Annotated in this window: 15 protein-coding genes; 3 read left to right on the forward strand and 12 right to left on the reverse strand. The window is 72.3% G+C overall.

Going from position 1 to position 18,790, the window contains the following annotated elements:
* Window positions 1-41 precede the first annotated feature (41 nt).
* Entirely contained in the window at window positions 42-3,287 is a 3,246-nt protein-coding gene (locus tag VGR37_19875) for a hypothetical protein (GenBank protein HEV2149669.1), read from the reverse strand.
* A gap of 122 nt (window positions 3,288-3,409) precedes the next feature.
* Between VGR37_19875 and VGR37_19880 the strand changes: the two genes are divergently transcribed.
* Window positions 3,410-3,964, forward strand: coding sequence for a PepSY-associated TM helix domain-containing protein (locus tag VGR37_19880; protein HEV2149670.1), 555 nt, complete (start codon window positions 3,410-3,412; stop codon window positions 3,962-3,964).
* Window positions 3,961-4,251, forward strand: a complete 291-nt coding sequence (locus VGR37_19885) for a hypothetical protein (GenBank protein ID HEV2149671.1) — start codon at window positions 3,961-3,963, stop codon at window positions 4,249-4,251. The genes VGR37_19880 and VGR37_19885 overlap by 4 nt, the downstream gene beginning before the upstream one ends.
* 19 nt (window positions 4,252-4,270) lie before the next feature.
* Here the strand turns inward: VGR37_19885 and VGR37_19890 are convergent, their stop codons facing one another.
* The 3 genes from VGR37_19890 to VGR37_19900 are packed head-to-tail and all read right to left on the reverse strand — an operon-like array spanning window position 4,271 to window position 6,416.
* Window positions 4,271-5,233, reverse strand: a complete 963-nt coding sequence (locus tag VGR37_19890) for a branched-chain amino acid transaminase (protein ID HEV2149672.1) — start codon at window positions 5,231-5,233, stop codon at window positions 4,271-4,273.
* Window positions 5,234-5,242: 9 nt separating this feature from the next.
* The gene (locus VGR37_19895) at window positions 5,243-6,031 is read right to left on the reverse strand and encodes an SDR family oxidoreductase (protein HEV2149673.1); all 789 of its coding nucleotides are present in this window, start codon (window positions 6,029-6,031) and stop codon (window positions 5,243-5,245) included.
* A gap of 4 nt (window positions 6,032-6,035) precedes the next feature.
* Window positions 6,036-6,416 (reverse strand): cupin domain-containing protein, encoded by a 381-nt coding sequence (locus VGR37_19900; protein HEV2149674.1) that lies wholly within the window; start codon window positions 6,414-6,416, stop codon window positions 6,036-6,038.
* A gap of 201 nt (window positions 6,417-6,617) precedes the next feature.
* Here VGR37_19900 and VGR37_19905 point away from each other — a divergent pair, with 201 nt between their 5' ends.
* The gene (locus tag VGR37_19905) at window positions 6,618-8,708 is read left to right on the forward strand and encodes a S9 family peptidase (GenBank protein HEV2149675.1); all 2,091 of its coding nucleotides are present in this window, start codon (window positions 6,618-6,620) and stop codon (window positions 8,706-8,708) included.
* An 85-nt stretch (window positions 8,709-8,793) separates the two neighbouring features.
* Here VGR37_19905 and VGR37_19910 read toward each other — a convergent pair whose 3' ends face one another.
* From VGR37_19910 to VGR37_19945, 8 genes are all read right to left on the reverse strand, one after another.
* Window positions 8,794-9,261: a nuclear transport factor 2 family protein gene (locus VGR37_19910; GenBank protein HEV2149676.1), complete on the reverse strand. Its 468-nt coding sequence runs from the start codon at window positions 9,259-9,261 to the stop codon at window positions 8,794-8,796.
* Between the two features lie 90 nt (window positions 9,262-9,351).
* Window positions 9,352-10,812, reverse strand: a complete 1,461-nt coding sequence (locus VGR37_19915) for an NAD(P)(+) transhydrogenase (Re/Si-specific) subunit beta (protein ID HEV2149677.1) — start codon at window positions 10,810-10,812, stop codon at window positions 9,352-9,354.
* Between the two features lie 11 nt (window positions 10,813-10,823).
* Complete coding sequence (locus VGR37_19920; GenBank protein HEV2149678.1) at window positions 10,824-11,138, reverse strand: NAD(P) transhydrogenase subunit alpha; 315 nt, start codon at window positions 11,136-11,138, stop codon at window positions 10,824-10,826.
* Between the two features lie 106 nt (window positions 11,139-11,244).
* The gene (locus VGR37_19925; GenBank protein ID HEV2149679.1) at window positions 11,245-13,059 is read right to left on the reverse strand and encodes a hypothetical protein; all 1,815 of its coding nucleotides are present in this window, start codon (window positions 13,057-13,059) and stop codon (window positions 11,245-11,247) included.
* A gap of 54 nt (window positions 13,060-13,113) precedes the next feature.
* Window positions 13,114-13,776, reverse strand: coding sequence for a DUF305 domain-containing protein (locus VGR37_19930; protein ID HEV2149680.1), 663 nt, complete (start codon window positions 13,774-13,776; stop codon window positions 13,114-13,116).
* Window positions 13,777-13,945: 169 nt separating this feature from the next.
* On the reverse strand, window positions 13,946-15,442 hold the full coding sequence (locus tag VGR37_19935; GenBank protein ID HEV2149681.1) for a pitrilysin family protein: 1,497 nt from the start codon (window positions 15,440-15,442) through the stop codon (window positions 13,946-13,948).
* A 48-nt stretch (window positions 15,443-15,490) separates the two neighbouring features.
* Window positions 15,491-16,888 carry a pitrilysin family protein gene (locus tag VGR37_19940; protein HEV2149682.1) on the reverse strand — a complete coding sequence of 466 codons (1,398 nt, stop codon included), beginning with the start codon at window positions 16,886-16,888 and terminating at the stop codon, window positions 15,491-15,493.
* Window positions 16,889-17,033: 145 nt separating this feature from the next.
* On the reverse strand, window positions 17,034-18,515 hold the full coding sequence (locus tag VGR37_19945; GenBank protein ID HEV2149683.1) for an AarF/UbiB family protein: 1,482 nt from the start codon (window positions 18,513-18,515) through the stop codon (window positions 17,034-17,036).
* Between the last annotated feature and the right edge of the window lie 275 nt (window positions 18,516-18,790).

Below are 18,790 nucleotides of genomic sequence, written 5' to 3' on the forward strand. Positions count from 1 at the left end.
CCCCCCGCTTCGTGCTCCACGGGGTGTTCAGCCACCGGCCGCTACCAGTGCTTCGGCTCCTCCTCCGCGTCCTCCGATCCGGCCGGCTCGCCAGCGGCGGCCTCCGCGCGGAGCGGCGTCCGGGCGACGGGGGGGAGCCGGTGCGCGCGCAGCACGCGATTGAACGCCTCCAGCTCCTGCGCAAAGACCTGGTCCAGCGCTGCCAGCTCGCGGTCCAGCTGCGCCGAGAGGGTGTCGAACACCTGGCGAGCCTGCGCGGTGGGCGCGCTCTCCGCCCTTTCGACGTGGCTCATGAGCGCGGCCAGCTTGTTGTTCAGCCGGATCGGGTAGTTCAGCGGGTCCTGGTTGCTCTGGTTTCGCACCTGGTACAGCCGCTCCTCGATCTCGGCGATGCGCGCAAGCAGCGCATCGCCGGCTGCGCGTACCTCGGCGTCCTGCGTGCGGCCCAGGCGGTCCTGCACCTGCTGGCGCACGCCGCGGATCAGCAGCACGGCGTCGTTGGCCTCGCTCACCCGGTTGCGGATCCGCATGGCGAAGTCGAACCGGCGCTGCAGGTCGGCCTGGGTGACGCCGCGCAGCCGCGGGTCGGTGCGCACGGCGAAGTCCTGCCGCAGCGCCCGGCCGTCCGCCGTCAGCCGGACGGTGTAGGTGCCGGACACCACCCGCGGGCCGGCGGCCGTGTCGGCGGCCCACAGGATCATCCCCGGGAACGACGTGGGGCCGGGGTGGCGCAGGTTCCAGGTGAAGCGGTTCATCCCCACCTGGTTGGGCGCGTACCGCTGGCTGCGCGGGCGCTCGTCGTCGTCCTCGCCCGCGCCTCCCGCGGCACCCGCCTTTCGCGCCGAGTCGGGGCGCGCGTCGTGGCTGAAGGAGCGGATCACCTGGCCCTGCGCGTCCAGGAACTCGAGCGTCACCCGGCGCGCTGGGCGGGCCAGCGAGTAGTAGACGGTCACGCCCCGGTCCACCCCCAGCGTGGTCTCCGCCGGGCGGAACAGCCGGGTGCCGGTCCGCGCGGCCGCCGCGGTGCGCCGCGCCGGCGGGGTGGCAGCCTGTGCGGGCACGTCGTTCAGCTGGCGCAGCAGGTGCGCGCCGCCGTCCAGCGCGTAGAAGGAGCGGCCGTGCGTGCTGATCACGATGTCCGCGTCGCGGACCGCTACGTCCGACACCTGCACCACGGGCAGGTTCAGCCGCAGCGACTCCCACTCCCGCCCGTCGTTCCAGGAGACCCAGATCCCCCGCTCCGTGGCCGCGTACAGCATCCCGGGGCGCACCGGGTCTTCGCGCACCGAGCGCAGGAACTCGCCCTCGGGCAGGTTCCCGGCGATCGGCGTCCAGGTGCGGCCGAAGTCGTCGGTGCGGAACAGATAGGGGCGGAAGTCGCCCAGCAGGAAGCGGTTGCCGGCCAGGTACGCCGTCCCGGCCCGGTGCGGCGACGGCTCCATCGTGTGGATCTTGGTGTGCTCGGGCAGGGACGGCGGCGTCACGTCGGCCCAGCTGCCGCCGCCGTCCCGGGTGACGTGCACCCTGCCGTCGTCCGAGCCCGTCCAGATGAGCCCCCGCTCCAGGGGGCTCGGTCCGATGGCGAAGAGGGTGGCGTACGTCTCCACCCCGGTCTGGTCGCGGGTGATCGGCCCGCCCGAGGGACCCAGCGTGGTCGGGTCGGCGCGGGTGAGGTCGGGCGAGATGCGCTCCCAGCTCTGCCCCCCGGTGGTGGTCCTCCACAGGTGCTGCGTGCCCGTGTACAGCGTGCCGGGGTCGTGCGGGTCGAAGACGATGGGGAACGTCCACTGCACCCGCTCGCGGAGGTCCTCGGCCGACTGGCCCATGGGGTTCTCGGGCCACACGTTCACCGGGCGGCTGGCCCCCGTGGAGCGGTCGAAGCGGTCCAGCGCGCCGCCGTAGCACCCGGCGTAGAAGACGTCGGTGTCGGTGGGGTGCGGGGCCACGTACCCCGACTCGCATCCCCCCGCGGCGAAGAAGTTGCGCCCTCCAGCGTTGAGGTGCGCCCAGCCCCGGATGGGGACGCAGACGGTGGTGTTGTCCTGCTGCCCTCCGCACGCCATCGCCGGCTGGTGGTGCGTGAGCGCCAGGCGGTAGATCTGCGCGGTGGGGTAGTCCTGCTCCGTCCACGTCTTGCCGCCGTTGACGCTGACGTTGCCGCCGCCGTCGTTCCCCTCCACCATCCGCTGGTTGTCGTCGGCGGCGATCCACAGGTCGTGGTTGTCGCCGTGGGGCACGCGGATGGCCGTGGGGAACGTCTTCCCTCCGTCGTCGGAACGGAAGAAGCCCACGTTCAGCACGTACACGCGGTCCTTTTCCTTGGGGTCGGCCAGCAGGCGGGTGTAGTAGAAGGCGCGCTGCCGCAGCTTGCGCTCGCCGTTGGTCCGCTCCCAGGTGGCGCCGCGGTCGTCGGAGCGGAAGACCCCGCCCGAGTCGTGCTCCACGATGGCGTAGACGCGCACGGAGTCCGCCGGCGAGACGGAAACGCCGATCTTGCCGACCACCCCCTCCGCCGGCATCCCCGGCGCGCGGGTGAGCTCCGTCCAGGTGTCGCCGCCGTCGCTGCTGCGGAAGAGGCCGCTGCCCGGGCCGCCGCTCGACATCCCCCACTGGTTCCGCCATGCTTCCCAGAGCGCGGCGAACACCACCCGGGGGTTCCGGGGGTCGATGGAGACGTCCACGCCGCCGGTGCGCTCGTCGCGGTGCAGCACGCGCGCCCAGGTCTTCCCGCCATCGGTGGTGCGGTAGATGCCGCGCTCGGGATTGGGCTCGCTGTAGTGGCCGAACGCCGCCGCGTAGGCGACGTCGCAGTCGGTGGGATGGATCCGCACCCGGCCGATGTTGCGCGACTCGCGCAGCCCCACGTGCGTCCATGTCTTCCCGGCGTCGGTGCTCTTGTACACGCCGTCGCCCGGCTGGATATTGCCGCGCAGCTGCGTTTCGCCCGTGCCGATGTACAGCACGTCGGGATTGGCCTGGCACACCTCGACCGCGCCGACGCTGGCGCTGCCGATCTGCCCGTCGGTCACGGGCTGCCAGGTGGTGCCGCCGTCCGTGGTCTTCCACAGCCCGCCGCCGGTGGCGCCGAAGTAGTATTCCAGCGGGCGGGTGTTGCTGCCGGCCACGGCGATGGACCGCCCGCCGCGGTCGGGGCCCAGGTTGCGCCAGGCCAGGCCGCGGTAGCGCACGGTGTCGCTGGGCGGCGGGGTGTTGTGCTCCACCTGCGCCGCCGCCGACGGGGCGGCGAGCAGGGCGAGCGCGGCGACTGCACTGCAGAGTCGGTGCATGGATCGCGGGGGTTCGGGTCTGGACGACGGCAGGGCACCCGGGGAGCGCGGCCGGGGGATCCGGCCGGGCGCCGCAGCTTTCTTGCCACCGCCGCGGAAGGCGGGAACGGTAGACTCCAGGGATGAAACCGACGACGACGGCCGGCGAGGGCGCCGCGGCGCCGCGCGCGCGGGGCGGCTCACGCGGATGGGCGCGGTGGATGTTCTACTCGCACCTGTGGCTGGGCGTCGCCACCACGGGCATCGTGCTGATCATCTGCGTCACGGGCGTGCTGCTGAACCACAAGCGCGCGCTGGGACTGATGCCGCGCGTGCGAAATCCCGAGCCCGGAGCCCTCTCCCGCTCGCTCCCCCTCGCCGAGCTGGCCCGCCGCGCGGAGGGCGCCGTCCCCGTGCAGGTGGCCGCCGCGGGGGTCGACCGCATGGACGTGCGTCCGGGTGACGGCTTCGCCAAGGTGCGCTTCGACGACCGGGCGGCCCACGAGGTGACCGTCGACCTGGCGACCGGGCGCGTGCTACACGTCGGCGAGCGGAACGACGTGTTCCTGGAAAAGCTGCATTCGGGCGAGATCTTCGGCGACCAGGGGATCCTGCTCAGCGACCTCGCCGCCGTGGCGCTGGCCGTCCTGGTCGTCAGCGGGTACTGGCTCTGGCTGTACCCGCGGAGGGGCGGGTGACCGCCGCGCTCCTCGCCGGCCTGTTCGCCGTCCCCGCGCTGCTGCTGTGGCTGGGCCACCGGCTGCGCCGCCGCACCGCCCGGTCGCGGACCATCTTCTGGGGCGCGGTGGTCGGCCACTCCGTGGGGATCCTGGTGACGCTGCTGGCCGCCCACTACCCCCCGGTGCCCTGGGAAGGGGGGTGGCGCGCCTTTGCGGTGCACGCCTCCATGCTGGCCGGCGCGGCACTCGGTGCCGCCGCGGGCGCGGCGCGGGGGTCGCACCGGGAGCCGGCCTCCCGGACGTAGCCCGGGAGGTCCGGTCCGGTCAGGACTCTTTCCCCGGTGCCGGTCCAGCCGGCTGCCGCACCGGGGTGAGCCAGCCGTACGGGTCCGGGGCGCGCCCCGTCGCGACGTCCAGGTAGCGCTGCTGGAGGAGCCGGGTGAGGGGCCCCATCCGCCCCTCCCCCACGGGGATCCGGTCCACGCTGCGGATGGGCGTCACCTCCGAGGCGGTGCCGGTGAAGAAGATCTCGTCCGCGGTGTACAGCGACTCGCGCGGCACCCCCTGCTCGCGCACCGGGATCCCCTCGTCGCGCGCGAGGGTGAGGATGCAGTCGCGGGTGATCCCGTTCAGGTTGGTGCCGTCCAGAGGGGGGGTGTGCAGGACCCCGTCCCGTACCAGGAAGACGTTCTGTCCGGTCCCCTCGCTCACCAGCCCCCCCGGCCCCAGCGCGATGCAGTCCGCGTAGCCGTCGGCCAGCGCTTCCATGCGGCTGAGCTGCGAGTTCAGGTAGTTGCCCGCCGCCTTGGCCGCCGCGGGGTAGGTGTTGGGCTCCTGCCGCTGCCAGCTCGCGACCTTCACGTCCACCCCGTTCTCCAGGGCGCCCTCGCCCAGGTAGGTCCCCCAGGGCCAGCACATCAGGTACGTCTCCACCGGGCTCCCCACCGGGTTCATCCCCGCGGCGCCGTACCCGCGCAGCACCATCGGACGGAGGTAGCAGGACTCCACCTCGTTGCGCTCCACCACCTGCCGGCACGCCTCGGCCAGCGCTTCGGGGGTGTGCTCCAGGGGGATGCGGTAGATCCGGCAGGAGTCGAACAGCCGCCGCAGGTGGTCACGGAGCCGGAAGATCGCCGGTCCGCCCGGCGTGGCGTAGCAGCGGATCCCCTCGAAGATGGAGGAGCCGAACTGGAGAGAGTGGCAGAGGACGTGGACCGTGGCGTCGTGCCAGCGGACCCACTCCCCGTCCCGCCATATCCACTCGGTTTCTGCGATCTGGCTCGACATGGATGACCTCTACAGGAGGGAGCGCACCCACCCCCCGTCCACGGGGACGGAGGTGCCGGTGATGAAGCTGGCCCGCTCGGAGGCGAGAAAGGCCGCGAGCGCCGCGAACTCGCGGGGCTCGCCCAGCCGGCCCATGGGCGTCTGTGCGATCCACCCGGCGCGGACCTGGTCGGGCTCGACTCCCCGGGCGGAGGCCACCGAGTCCGCCAGCTCGTCCAGACGCTCGGTGCGGGTGTACCCGGGGAGGAGGTTGTTGACCGTGATCCCCCAGGGCGCCACCTCGTTCGCCAGGGTGCGGGCGAAGCCGGTGACCGCGGCGCGCACGCTGTTGGAAAGGATCAGGTTCTCCACCGGCTGCTTGACCGCCACGGAGGTGACGTTCAGGATCCGCCCCCAGCGGCACTCCTTCATCCCGGGGAGGACGGCGCGCACGAGGTTCAGGACGCTGTGGAGGTTCTGGCGGAGCGCCCGGTCCCACGCTTCGGGGGGGAGGCTCTCGAACACCCCGGACGGGGGGCCTCCGGCGTTGGTGACCAGGACGTCCACCCGGCCGAACTCCCGGAAGGCGGCCTCGACCACGCGCCGGACGCCCTCGGGGTCGCCCACGTCCGCACCCACCGCCGCGGCGCGGCCACCCTTCGCCCTGATCGCGCCCAGCGCCTCCGCCAGGGAGTCCTCCCTGCGGGCGCAGAGCATCACCGCGGCTCCTTCGGCCGCCAGCTCCTCGGCGATCGCCCGCCCCAGCCCCCGGCTGGACCCCGCCACCAGCGCCACCCGGTCCTTCAGCCCCAGATCCATCGGCTCACCGCTGGTGAAAGTAGCTGTCCGTACCGTTCAGCCAGTCCTGCCGCGGCGGGGAGAACACGTCCACGTCGAGCGTGTCTTCCAGCGCCTCCGCCTTGTGCGGAACGTTGGAGGGGATGTGCAGCACCTCGCCCGCCCGCACCACGATCTCCTCCGCCTCGTCCTCGCCGATCCAGAAGCGGAGCGCCCCCTCGAGGATGTAGGTGAGCTGCTCGTTGTCGTGGAAGTGCCTGGGGACGATGGATCCCTTCTTCAGATACACGTGCGCCAGCATCATCCCGTCGCCCGTGATCACCCTGCGGTCGATCTGGTCCGTCACCCGCTCGCGCGGCATCTCCTCCCAGCGGAAGAGCCGCACCCCTCCCCGGTTCTCTGTCACGATCCCACTCCTTTCGGCCCTCGGGCCCGGATGGACGTGCATCGCCTGTTCCGACACAGGTAGCCCGTCCATGCCCCCGCCGCAAGCGCGGGCCGGATGGCCGGGGACCGCGGAAGGGGGTGGGAACACATGTCTTGCGGGCGCGCGGGATCCGCTCTAGCATGACGGGAGTCCCTGTCCGCTCATTTCACGGGAGACGCCATGCGAAACCGCCATCCGATGGTCCTGGCCATCGCGCTCCTGCTGGGCGCGGGTCCAGCCTCACCCCCCGCCGGGGCGCAGGAGGTGCGCTCGGACTCTCTCTTCACCACCGCCAGGTACCTGGACTACGAGACGGTGGCCGACCCGCAGATCTCGCCGGACGGCCGCCAGATCGTCTACACGCGCCGCTGGGTGAACAAGCTGAAGGACCGCTGGGAATCGAGCCTGTGGATCATGGACGCGGACGGAGGCCGCAACCGCGTCCTGGTCGACGGGTCGAGCGCGGTCTGGTCGCCCGACGGGAAGCGGATCGCCTACCTCGCCGAGGGACAGCCGAAGGGTACGCAGGTGTGGGTGAAGTACCTCGACGCGGAGGGCGCCACGCAGGTCACGCGCCTCTCCGAGCCCCCCGCCAACCTGCGCTGGTCGCCGGACGGGAAGTGGCTCGGCTTCACGAAGCACGTGCCGCAGGAGAGCCGCTGGAAGATCGACCTCCCCGCCGCGCCCGAGGGGGCGCAGTGGACGGAGGCGCCCCGGGTGGTGGACCGGCTGCACTACCGGGCCGACCGGCAGGGCCTCCTCAAGGCGGGCAACGTTCACCTCTTCGTGGTCCCCGCGGACGGCGGAACGGCGCGGCAGATGACCTCGGGCGACTGGAGCGTGGGCTCGCGCTTCGACCAGCTTCCCGGCGGTGTGACGTGGGACTGGATGCCGGACGGCCGGACCGTGGTCGTGGAGGGGCTCAGGGTGGAGAACCCGGACACCGTCTACCGCGACTCCTACCTGTACGCGGTGGACGTGGCCAGCGGTGCGGTGCGGCAGCTCACGCCGGAGCGCGGCTCCTGGGCCGATCCGGCGATCTCCCCGGACGGGCGGCGGATCGCCTTCGTCGGCGCCCCGTATTCGCGGATGAGCTACCGCGCTAGAGACGTCTGGGTGATGGGCGCCGACGGGAGCGGGCTGCGGAAGATCTCGAGCGGCTTCGACCGGGACCCGGACAACCTGATCTGGGCGCCGGACGGCAGCGGCGTCTACTTCACCGCCCAGAGCGAAGGGGCCAGCAACGTCTACTTCGCCTCGCTCCGCGGCGGGGTTCGGCCGGTCACCACGGGGGCGCAGATGCTCTCGCTCCGCTCGGTGGGGCGGGGCGGTGTGGGGGTGGGAGTACGCAGCACCTTCAAGCAGCCCCCCGACGTGGTGCGCTTCGGGCTCCGCAACCCCCGCGACCTCGAGCAGCTGACGCACGTCAACGCCGACCTTCTCCGGGGCGTCCGTCTGAGCGACCTGGAGGAGGTGTGGTACACCTCCTCCGGGGGAACGCGGGTGCAGGGGTGGATCGTGACGCCGCCGACGTTCGACCCCGCGCGGAAGTACCCGCTGATCCTGGAGATCCACGGGGGTCCGCACTCGATGTACAACGTCGGCTTCAACCCGATGTTCCAGAACTTCGCCGCCAACGGGTTCGTGGTGCTCTACACCAACCCGCGTGGGAGCACCGGGTACGGCACCACCTTCGGCAACGCCATCCAGCGCGCCTATCCAAGCGTGGACTACGACGACCTGATGGCCGGGGTGGACGCGGTGATCGCGAAGGGGTACGCGGACCCGGACAACCTGTTCGTGGGCGGGTGCAGCGGTGGCGGCGTGCTCACCAGCTGGGTGATCGGCCACACCGACCGCTTCCGCGCCGCCGCCGTGCGCTGCCCCGTCACCAACTGGCTCAGCTTCGTCGGCCAGACGGACGTGCCGCTCTTCACGGCCAACTTCTTCGACCGGCCGTTCTGGGAGGATCCGCAGGCCTGGCTGAAGCAGTCGCCGCTGATGTACGTGGGGAACGTGAAGACCCCGACGCTGATCATGACCGGCGTGCTGGACCTGCGAACCCCCATGCCCCAGTCGGAGGAGTACTATGCCGCCCTGAAGATGCGCGGCGTGCCTGCTACCCTGCTGCGATTCGAGGGCGAGTACCACGGGACCGGCTCGCGCCCGTCGAACTGGATGCGCACCCAGCTCTACATGATGGACTGGTACCGCCGCTGGGGCACGTTCGACGGCAGGGCGCCGGAAGCGGTCCGGAACGCGACCCATTGACGTCGCAGGGGTCGAGACGCCTCGCACGGAAGCCGGACGCCGCCCCATGCTTCGGGGCGGCGTCGCTCGTTCCGGCCGGTAACCGTCAGGGGGTGGGGAGCGGCGGCGGGGGACTCTGCCAGAGCACGTTCACGATCTGCCAGCGCCCGTCGTACTTGGCCAGGTGCAGGTAGTCCACGCCCCAGTCCGCCACCAGCTTGGCGCTCGCCGTCTGGTCGAGCGCGTCCAGCACCGTGACCTCGCGCACGGCGCGGGCGGGGTCCACGCGGCCCTCGCGGTTCCAGGACCCGGCCAGGTCGCGGAGCTGCGTGTAGGTCATCTTGAGCTCGCGGTACGGGGCTCCCTCCTGGGGGCGGTGGAAGCCGCGCTTGGTGAGCTCCGGGTGGACGCTGCGCTCCACCCGCGAGGGCTCCACCCGGTAGAGCGCGTCCACGTAGTCGTAGACGGCGGCTTCGATGGCGGCGCGCTCCTGGCTCTCCCGGTGCTCGCGGACGCCCGCGGCGGTGAGCAGCGCGGCCAGCGGGAGGAGTGCGGCGACGGCGAATCTTCTCATGGCATGCGGCTCGTTGGGGACGTGGCAGAACGGGACCGGGTGAAAGGTAACCGCTCCGCGCGCTGCCGCCCAGCCTTCACCGGGGGCGGCCTACAGCGCCTTGACCTCGGACACCAGCCGCTCCAGCGACTTCTTGGCGTCGCCGAAGAGCATCTGCGTGTTGGGGAGGTAGAACAGCTCGTTCTCCACCCCCGCGTACCCGGCCGCCATGCTCCGCTTCATGACGATGGCGCTCCTGGCCTGGTCCACGTTCAGGATGGGCATCCCGTGGATGGGGCTGGCGGGGTCGTTCCGCGCGGCGGGGTTCACCACGTCGTTGGCCCCGATCACCAGCGCCACGTCGGTCCGCTCGAACTGGTCGTTGATCTCCTCCATGTCGTAGAGCTGGTCGTAGGGGACGTTGGCCTCGGCCAGGAGGACGTTCATGTGCCCGGGCATGCGCCCCGCCACCGGGTGGATGGCGTAGGAGACCCCCACGCCGCGCGCCTGGAGCAGGTCCGCCAGCTCGCGCACGGCGTGCTGCGCCTGCGCCACCGCCAGGCCGTACCCGGGGACGATCACCACCCGGTCCGCGTAGGCCAGGAGCACGGCCGCGTCGTCCGGGGTGGTGGAGCGCACCGACCCCGACACCGCCGTCCCGCCTCCGCCCGCCGCGGCCTCGCCGCCCCCGGTCCCGAACCCGCCCAGGAGCACGTTCAGGAGCGAGCGGTTCATGGCGTCGCACATGATCTTGGTGAGGATCAGCCCGGCCGCGCCCACCAGCGCCCCGCTTACGATGAGGGCGTAGTTGCGGAGCACGAACCCGGTGGAGGCCGCGGCGAGCCCGGAGTATGAGTTGAGGAGCGAGACCACCACCGGCATGTCCGCCCCGCCGATGGGGATCACCAGGAGCACCCCCAGCACCAGCGCCACCGCCACCAGGATCCAGGCGGCGGCCCAGAGCGGCTCCGCGTCGAAGGCGGCGCCGCCCAGGCTCACCAGCGGGTACGCCGCCGCGGCCAGGGCGCCCAGGGCGAGGAGCGCCGTGACCGCGCGCATCCCCGGGAAGAAGATGGGGTTCCCGGAGACCTTTCCGTTCAGCTTGCCGAAGGCGACGAAGGACCCGGAAAAGGTCACCGAGCCGATGAGCACCGACAGGAGCACGGTCACCGTCGTCGTGGCGCCCAGCGGCTCCAGCCCGTGCCGGGCGAAGGCGGCGGCGTCCGCCCCCTCGGCCTGGGCGTTCAGGTAGCGCGCCACCTCGGCGACGGCTACCAGCACCGAGGCGCCGCCGCCGAAGCCGTTCAGCGCGGCCACCATCTCCGGCATGGAGGTCATCTGTACCCGGAGCGCCAGCGCCGCGCCGATGGCGGCCCCCAGCGCGAGCCCGGCGACGATCATCCAGGGCGCGAGGATCCGGCCCTGCAGCAGCGTGGCGACGACGGCGATCAGCATCCCCACGGACGAGAGCTGGTTCCCCGACCGGGCGGTGCCGGGCGAGTTCATCCGCTTCATCCCCAGGATGAAGAGGACGGCCGCGACGAGGTAGGCGAGGGTGATGGCGGATTGCATGGCGCCCCCCCTCAGCGGTCGCGGTCCGTGCCGCCGGCCGCGCCCCGCGCCGGCTCCTTCTTCCGGAACATCTGCAGCATCCGGTCGGTCACCAGGTAGCCGCCCACCACGTTGATGGTGGCGAGCACCAGGGCGCCGAAGCCCAGCCACCGCGCCCAGGGCGAGTCCACCATCCCGGCGACCACCAGCGCCCCGACGATGGTGATGCCGCTGATGGCGTTGGAGCCGGACATCAGCGGGGTGTGGAGCGTCGCGGGAACCTTGCTGATCACCTCGAAGCCGACGAACGAGGCGAGGACGAAGACGATCAGGAGCGTTTCCAGCATGGGCGGCCGGGCGGGGTGCGGGTGGGAGACGTGCACACGGAGGGGCCGGGGGAAGAGTACATCCCCCGGCCCCGCGTATCAACACCCGCCGCCCCGGCGGCGGCGCTCAGCCCTGCGCGCCCGCCAGGTCCCGGACGGCGGCCGCGAGCGACCGCACGCGGGCCGGGTCGCCCGCTCCCTGCGCGTCGCGCTCCAGCTGCGCCGCCAGGCGCGTCAGGGCGGCCCGCCGGGGAGCCCCCTCCAGCCGCTCGGCCCGGTCGAGCTCGCGCGCGGTGCGAGTGAGCCGGTCCCCCGCGAGGCCGCGGTTGCGCGTGAGCTGGTCGAGGTAGGCGCGCGCCACCACGAAGCTCGCGGGCCAGACCAGCTTCTGCTGGAGCTGCGGGTTGAACTGCTCCATGTGCACCAGCCGCGCCGCCTCGATCTCGTTCCGCGAGAGGTGCTCGCCGGGCTCCAGCCGGAACACGTCCAGCCCGCGGCCGATCTCCGAGCCGTAGACGTGGCCGTTGTACCAGTAGGCGGACCAGTACCCGCCCGAGAGCAGCTCGGTCGGGCTCATCGGGCCGCGGTCGAAGTACGCGATCTCCACCGGGTTCGCCGGGTCCGTGAAGTCGAACACCGAGACGCCCCCCTGGTACCAGGCCTGGACCATGATGTCGCGGCCCGGCACCGGGATGAGCGAGCCGTTGTGGGCCACGCAGTTCTCCTGCGCCGTCTGCGGGGCCGGCAGCTTGTAGTAGCCGGCGAACCCGAGGTCGCGGCGGTCGGCCAGCGTGAAGATCGCGTTGGCCCCCCACTCGGGCCGGTCCGTCGCCCGGCAGCGGGGCGCCCTGCCGCCTCCCCACTCGTCGGTGTAGATCACCTTGGTGCCTTCGTTGTCGAAGGTCGCCGAGTGCCAGAAGGCGAAGTTCGGATCACTCACCTCGTCGATCCGCTTCGGGTTGGCCACGTCGCGGATGTCCAGGAGGATCCCGTTCCCCGCGCACGCTCCCGCCGCCAGCCCGACCTCCGGGTAGACGGTGATGTCGTGGCACCGGTTGGTCTCCGACGATTCCTGCGTCCCCGGGCCGTGGGCCCCGCCCCGCCAGAGGCCCGCGATGGCGCCGGTCGCCGGGTCGGCGAAGATGCGCGGCGCGTTGACGATCCGGGCCTCCTGGGGGGAGGCCAGCGGCACGCGGACGACCTCGATGCGGAAGAGCGAGGTGTTCGGGTCCTCCTCTGGGCGGAGGCCCGAGCAGCCCGCGAGCTCCTCCGCCGGCCGCACCGGGCCCGTGCCGGAGATGTACACGTACACGTTGGCCGGGTCCTGCGGGTCCGACACCAGCGTGTGGGTGTGCGAGCCGCGGCAGGTCTGGACCGCGGCCACCTGCCTGGGCGCGTCGAGGTTGCTGACGTCGAAGATGCGCAGGCCGCGGAAGCGCTCGGCGCTCACGGTGTCCGCGACCCCCTGCGCGCCGCAGTCGACGCGGCCGCGGGTCTGCTCCACCGAGACGAAGAGCAGGTTCCCCCACACCGAGACGTCGCCCTGGCCGCCCGGGCAGACGAGGGAGGACCGCAGGGTGGGGCTGCTCGGGTTCGAGATGTCCCAGACCTGGAAGCCGTTGTAGCTGCCCACGAAGAGGTGGTTGCCGCGGAACGCGAGGTCCGTGTTGGAGAACCCGCTGTCGCCCGGGTCCGCGGGGTTGAAGAAGCCCTGCGGGCGCGGGCGGTGCGCCACCAGCTCGAGGCCGCTCACCGCCTGTCCGGCGTCGGCCACGCCCGCGCGGAGCCGGGTCCGCGGATCGATGGGCGTGCCGAGGAGCTTCGGCTGCTGCGCGCCCGCTTCGGCCGCCATGGAGAGCAGCGCCGCCCCGAGCAGGAGCGGCCAGGCCAGAGCGGCTGTCCAACGTGCACTTCGCTTCCGGACGATCGGTTCGAATCTCATCTGGGTCCTTGCTGTAGGGTCTTGCGTGTGCCGACGGGTCCCCATCCGGATCCGTCAGCGCCGGCCGGCGCCGGACGGGAGCGCGTCCAGCATCGCGCGCATGCGCGCGATCTCGACGCGCTGGTCGGCGTCGACCTCGGTGGCGAACTGGAAGATCTCCGGCTCCTGGCCGGCGCCCCGGCTGGCGAACAGCTCCCGGACCATGACCAGCGCGCCCTCGTGGTGGCGGATCATCGATTCCAGGAACAGCCGGTCGAACGCGGAGCCCGTCACCGCGGCCAGCCGGGCCAGCTCCTCCGGGGTGAGCATCCCGGGCATGAGCGCATGGCCGCCGGAGCCATGGTGCCCGTGGTGCGCGTCCGGGCCGGGGACCGCCTCGCCGCGCTTCTCCAGCCAGCGCCGCATCGCCGCGATCTCGTCCTCCTGCGACACCTCGATGCGCTCCGCGAGCAGGCGCACGTCCTCGCGCCGGCTGCGGGCGGGCGCCAGGGCGGTCATCGCCAGGGCCTGGGCATGGTGGGCGATCATCCCCTGCATGAAGCGCACGTCGGCCCCGGTGTAGCTGCGCTCCCCGGGCGCGGGGCCCGCATCCGCCCCGGCGGCGGGCCCGGCGCTCCCCCGGTCCGGCATCCGGGCCGCCGGACTGCACGCCGCGATGGACACGGCCGCCAGCAGACCCGCGGCCGCGGCGATCTTCCGTCCAGAGAGTCTCCTCATCCGGTTCGCTTCCTGGGTGTTCGTTCGATCCAGAGCGTACTGCCTACCCGCCGGCCGGGAAAATGAGCCATCTGTTCCGGGGATCGGAGCAGGTCGGGACGCCGACACAGAGGCGGGCACCGCACGTTCGCGGCGCCCGCCCGTCGTCCCCTGCCCGAGCCACGCTCCATCAGTTCGTGCCGGGGGCCACGCGCCGCTCCAGGGGAACGACTTCCAGGGGATACGGCAGCTCCCGGAGCCCCGCCTCGATGCGGGACCGGTCTCCCACGATCACGACCGCGAAGCGCTCCGGGTGCAGGTGCTCGCGCGCGACCCGTTCCACGTCCGCCAGGGTCACCGCCTCGATCTGCTCCGTGTAGGTGTCGAAGTAGTCCTCGGGGAGGTCGTAGAGGACCATGGCCTCCAGGCGGCTCGCCAGCTGGGCCTGGGTTTCCACGTCGAGCGGCTCGCGACGCACCAGCCCGGCCTTGGCGGACTCGAGCTCTTCGCGCGTGACCGGGCGGCGCCCGCGGATCTCTTCCAGCTCCTTCATGAACTCGATCACGGACTCCTTGCTCGTGGCCGTCTGCACGGCCGCCGAGGCGAGGAAGGGACCCGGCTGGCGGCGCATGGAGAAGGCGGTGCGGGCGCCGTACGTGTAGCCCTTCTCCTCGCGCAGGTTCATGTTGATCCGGCTGGAGAACTGTCCGCCGAGGATGGTGTTCAGCACCAGGAGCGGGAAGTAGTCCGGGTTTTTGCGGGCCACCCCCAGGTGCCCGATCACGATCTCCGACTGCGCGGCGTCCGGCTTGTCGATCAGGTAGACGCGGGTCGCCGCCTGCGGCGCGGGCGGCGCCGGGTACCGGATGGCCGGCACCTCCGCTCTCTGCCAGCCGCGGAAGGCCTGCTCCAGCATGGGCGTGATCTCGTCCGCGGACACGTCCCCGACCACGAGCAGGGTCGAGTTGTTCGGGCGGTAGTAGCTGCGGTAGAACTGCCGCAGGTCGTCGCCGCGCAATCCTCCAAGGGAGGCGACGGTCCCTTCCGGCGGCCGCCCGTACGGGTGCTGGGGCCCGTAGATCCGGAGCGCCGCCTGCTCGGACGCCACCGCGGAGGGGCGGTCCAGCGCCTCGATGAGCGAGGTGATCCGCTCCCTGCGCACACGCTCCAGCTCCCGCTCGGGGAAGGCCGGATTCGTGATCACGTCCGCGTACACCTCCAGCGCGGCCGGGAGCGTGCGCTTCAGCGTGGAGAGCGTCGCGAAGGCGGCGTCGTAGCCCGCGCCCGTTCCGAGGCTCGCGCCCAGGAAGTCCACCTCGTCCGCGATCTGGAGCGCCGAGCGCGTCGCCGTCCCCTCGTCGAGCATGGCCGCGGTGAGCGATGCCAGGCCGGACCTCTGGGCGGGCTCGGCCGCGGAGCCCGCGTTGGTGATCATGCGGAGCGTGACCAGCGGGACGTCCCGCCGCTGGACGACCCACACGTCGAGCCCGTTCGAGAGCGTGCGGCGCTGCACGTCGGGGAGGTCCACGTCGGGCGTGGGCCCGGGTACCGGCTGAACCGCCCGGTTCACCTCCGGCGCCGGCGCGACGGCCGCCTCGGGCGGTGCCGGTGCGCACGCCGCGAGTGCGGCGACGAGCAGGCCCACGGCGCACGCGGAGGGGCGGGGGAGCTGGAGCAGACTGGTCATGGCATCGATCCGTAGCTCGGGGACACGCATCTTCACGGCGCTGCCTCCTCAGGGAGAGGCCTGGAGGTCGAGCTTGCCCTGGGGGACGACGCTCAGCACGACACGCCCCGTCCCCAGGTACTGCCGGGCCGCCTGCTGCACCGCCTGGGGGGTGACCGCCCGGTACCGCCCCAGGTCCTCGCCCAGGTAGCCGGGATTGCCCGTGTAGACGGCGTACGCGTTGAGCTGGTCGGCTACGGCCAGGTTGCTCTGCAGGCGCCGGATGAAGGAGGCCTCGATGTTGTTGACGGCACGCTCCACCTCGCGCGGGCTCGGGGGCTCGCGCCGGATACGCTCGACCTCCTCGTTCACGATCTGCTCGATCCGGTCCAGGTCCACTCCCGCCTTGGCCCGCACGGTGACGCCGAACTGCCCCGCGAGCGACTGGCCGTTCTGGGAGGCCGAGACCCACTGGGCGAGCTGGTCCTCGTAGACGAGCCGGCGGTAGAGCCGCGAGTTCTTGCCGTCGGCCAGGATGAGCCCGAGCACGTCCAGCTCGGCGTCTCCCTCCGCGAAGCGTGCGGGCGTGGGCCAGACCTGGTAGAGCTGCGGAAGCTGGACGCGGTCCTCGAGCACGCGGTAGCGCGCCTCCTGCAGGCGCACCGGAGCCACCTGGGGCCGGTTGACGGCCGGGCCCTGGGGAATGGGGCCGAAGTACCGGGCCACGAGCCGCTTCGCCTCGGCCGGGTCGAAGTCGCCGCGGATGACGAGCGAGGCGTTGTTCGGCGTGTAGTACCTCCGGAAGAACGCCTGCACGTCCTCCATGCTCGCCGCCGAGAGGTCCGCCATCGAGCCGATGGTGGTGTGGTGGTAGGGGTGCCCCTTCGGATAGAGCATTTCCCGGATCGTCTCCTGGGCGAGCCCGTACGGCTGGTTCTCGTACCGCTGGCGCCGCTCGTTCTTCACCACGTCGCGCTGGTTGTCCAGCTTCTGCTGCGTCATGGCGGGAAGGAGGAAGCCCATGCGGTCGGACTCCAGCCAGAGCAGGGTCTCCAGGAAGTTCGACGGCGCCGCCTCGTAGTAGTTGGTGCGGTCCGGGTTCGTGGAGCCGTTCAGGCTCCCGCCCGCCTCCTGGACGATCTTGAAGTGCTGGTCCTCGCCGACGTGCTCCGAGCCCTGAAACATCATGTGCTCGAAGAGGTGCGCGAAGCCGGTGCGCCCCGGATCCTCGTCGGCCGATCCGACGTGGTACCAGAGGTTGACCGCCACCACCGGGACCGACGTGTCCCTGGAGAGGACCACGTTGAGCCCGTTCGGGAGCCGGTACGTGTCGTACGAGAGCGCCACGGGCCCGCGCGTCGTCTCCGCCCGGGAGGCGGTCGCCTGCGCGGGTGCCGGCGCGGGCGTGAGCACACCGACGTCCAGCAGTGCGTAGAGGGCGATTGCGGACAGAAGCGCGTTACGCATGGATCCGAGGGGCCTGGGTGAGTCTCCGACGCAACCGGGCCAAACGGACGACGCAAGTCCCGTGCAGGGGGGTGACATGCAACGCGAACGGGCGGCCAGGTGGCCGCCCGTTTTTCGCCAGGATCAGCTTGGGAAAGCCCGCCCGCTACTCCCCCGCTGCGAGCGCCGCCGCCGGGACGGGCTCGGGCTCGGCCGGCGCCGGGCGCCGAGCCGCGCCGAACAGGGAGGGGACGCGCGTCGCCAGCACGCCCAGCAGCTCGCGCGACGCGTTGCCCACCACGCGCGTGACGTCGCGGGCCAGCAGCCCCAGCGCGAACGCCAGGTCGTGCGTGTCGCCGTCCGCGGGGCCCAGCGCGCGGAGCACGGCGGTGCGGTGCTTCATCAGCAGCGGCCGCACGTAGCGCACGGGGTTGAAGGCGGGGACGTGCCGCGCGCCCAGCCCCTCGATGAGCGCCACCGCGCGCCCGAAGTAGGTCATCTCTCCCGTGAGGACCACGGGCCAGTCGTACAGCAGGCGCATCACCTCGTCCGCCAGGGCGTGCTGCACGTGGGCCAGCTCGGCGCCGCGCTCGGTCATCTCCAGGATCAGGCCGACGAGTCGGCGGATCGTCTCGCGGTCCGCTTCCGGCGCCACGATGCCCAGGTCGAAGAAGCCCTGCACCACGCGGTCCGCGTCGCCGCGCACGGCGGCCAGCGCGGTGTGCACCAGGTGGTGGCGCGCCGTGGGATCGACCTCGATCACCATCCCGAAGTCCAGGAGCACCAGCGCGCCGTCCGCGCGCACCAGGAGGTTCCCGGGGTGCGGATCCGCGTGGAAGATGCCGTCCACCAGCATCATCTGGATGTAGGCCTCCACCACGGCGTCCACCATCCGCTCCGGGTCGACCGTGCCGGCCGCGACCAGCGGCTCGATCCGGTCCACCCGCGTGCCCTCCACGAACTCCAGCACCAGGGCCCGCCGGTGCGTCATCCCGTCGATGACGCGGGGGACGACCACGCGGGGGTTGCGCGCGAACCGCTCGCCGATGGCGCGGGCGTAGGCCGCCTCCTTGCGGAAGTCCATCTCGTCGGCGATGCGGCGCTCGAACTCGTCCAGCGCCACGTGCAGGCCGCGGATCTGCGGATGGTCCCGGAAGCGCTCCGCCCACCCCAGCGCGCGGCGGACGAAGCGCGTGTCATGCTCCACGATCGGCTCCACGCCGGGCCGGAGCACCTTCACCACCACGTCCTCCCCGCGGTAGCGGGCCCGGTACACCTGCCCGAGCGACCCCGCCGCCAGCGGCTCCCGGTCGAAGGCCTCGAACACCTCGTCCACCGGCGCCCCGTACGCGGACACCAGCTCGCGCTCGATCTGCGGGAACGGGACGCAGGGCACGCGGTCCGTTAGCGTGCTCAGCGCGCCCAGGTAGGGCTCCGGCACGACGTCGGGCCGTGCCGAGAAGACCTGGCCGATCTTGACGAAGGTGGGGCCCAGCGCCGGGATGGTGAGCGCCAGGCGCCGCGCCCGGCGCTCGTGGAAAGCGGGTGTGCGGCGCGCGGGCGCCCCCCAGAACAGCAGGCGCCGCCGGTCGCGCGCGAAGGAGAGCGCGAACGGCAGGAGCCGGAACAGCAGGAAGATCGTGCGCATCGGGACCGCGGGTTGGACAGCGAAAGTACGGCGGAGGCACCTGCCTCCGCCGTCGGGCGTCCTGTACCCGCGCGGGCCCTGGCGGTTCGCCGAGCTCGACCACCGAGCGGTACTCCACGCCGGACGTCGCGGGCACGATGCGGTCAGCTCCACGTGGATATCCATCCGGCCGCGTGGCGGATTCGAGGCGGCGTCGCCGGAGACGCCCCCGCGCTTGCCCACCCCCCGCGCACCCCGGTAGCTTCCCGGCGCGCCCCGGCCTCCCGGCCGGGGCG

The organism is Longimicrobiaceae bacterium (genome assembly GCA_035936415.1).
In the GTDB taxonomy this organism is placed as follows: domain Bacteria; phylum Gemmatimonadota; class Gemmatimonadetes; order Longimicrobiales; family Longimicrobiaceae; genus JAFAYN01.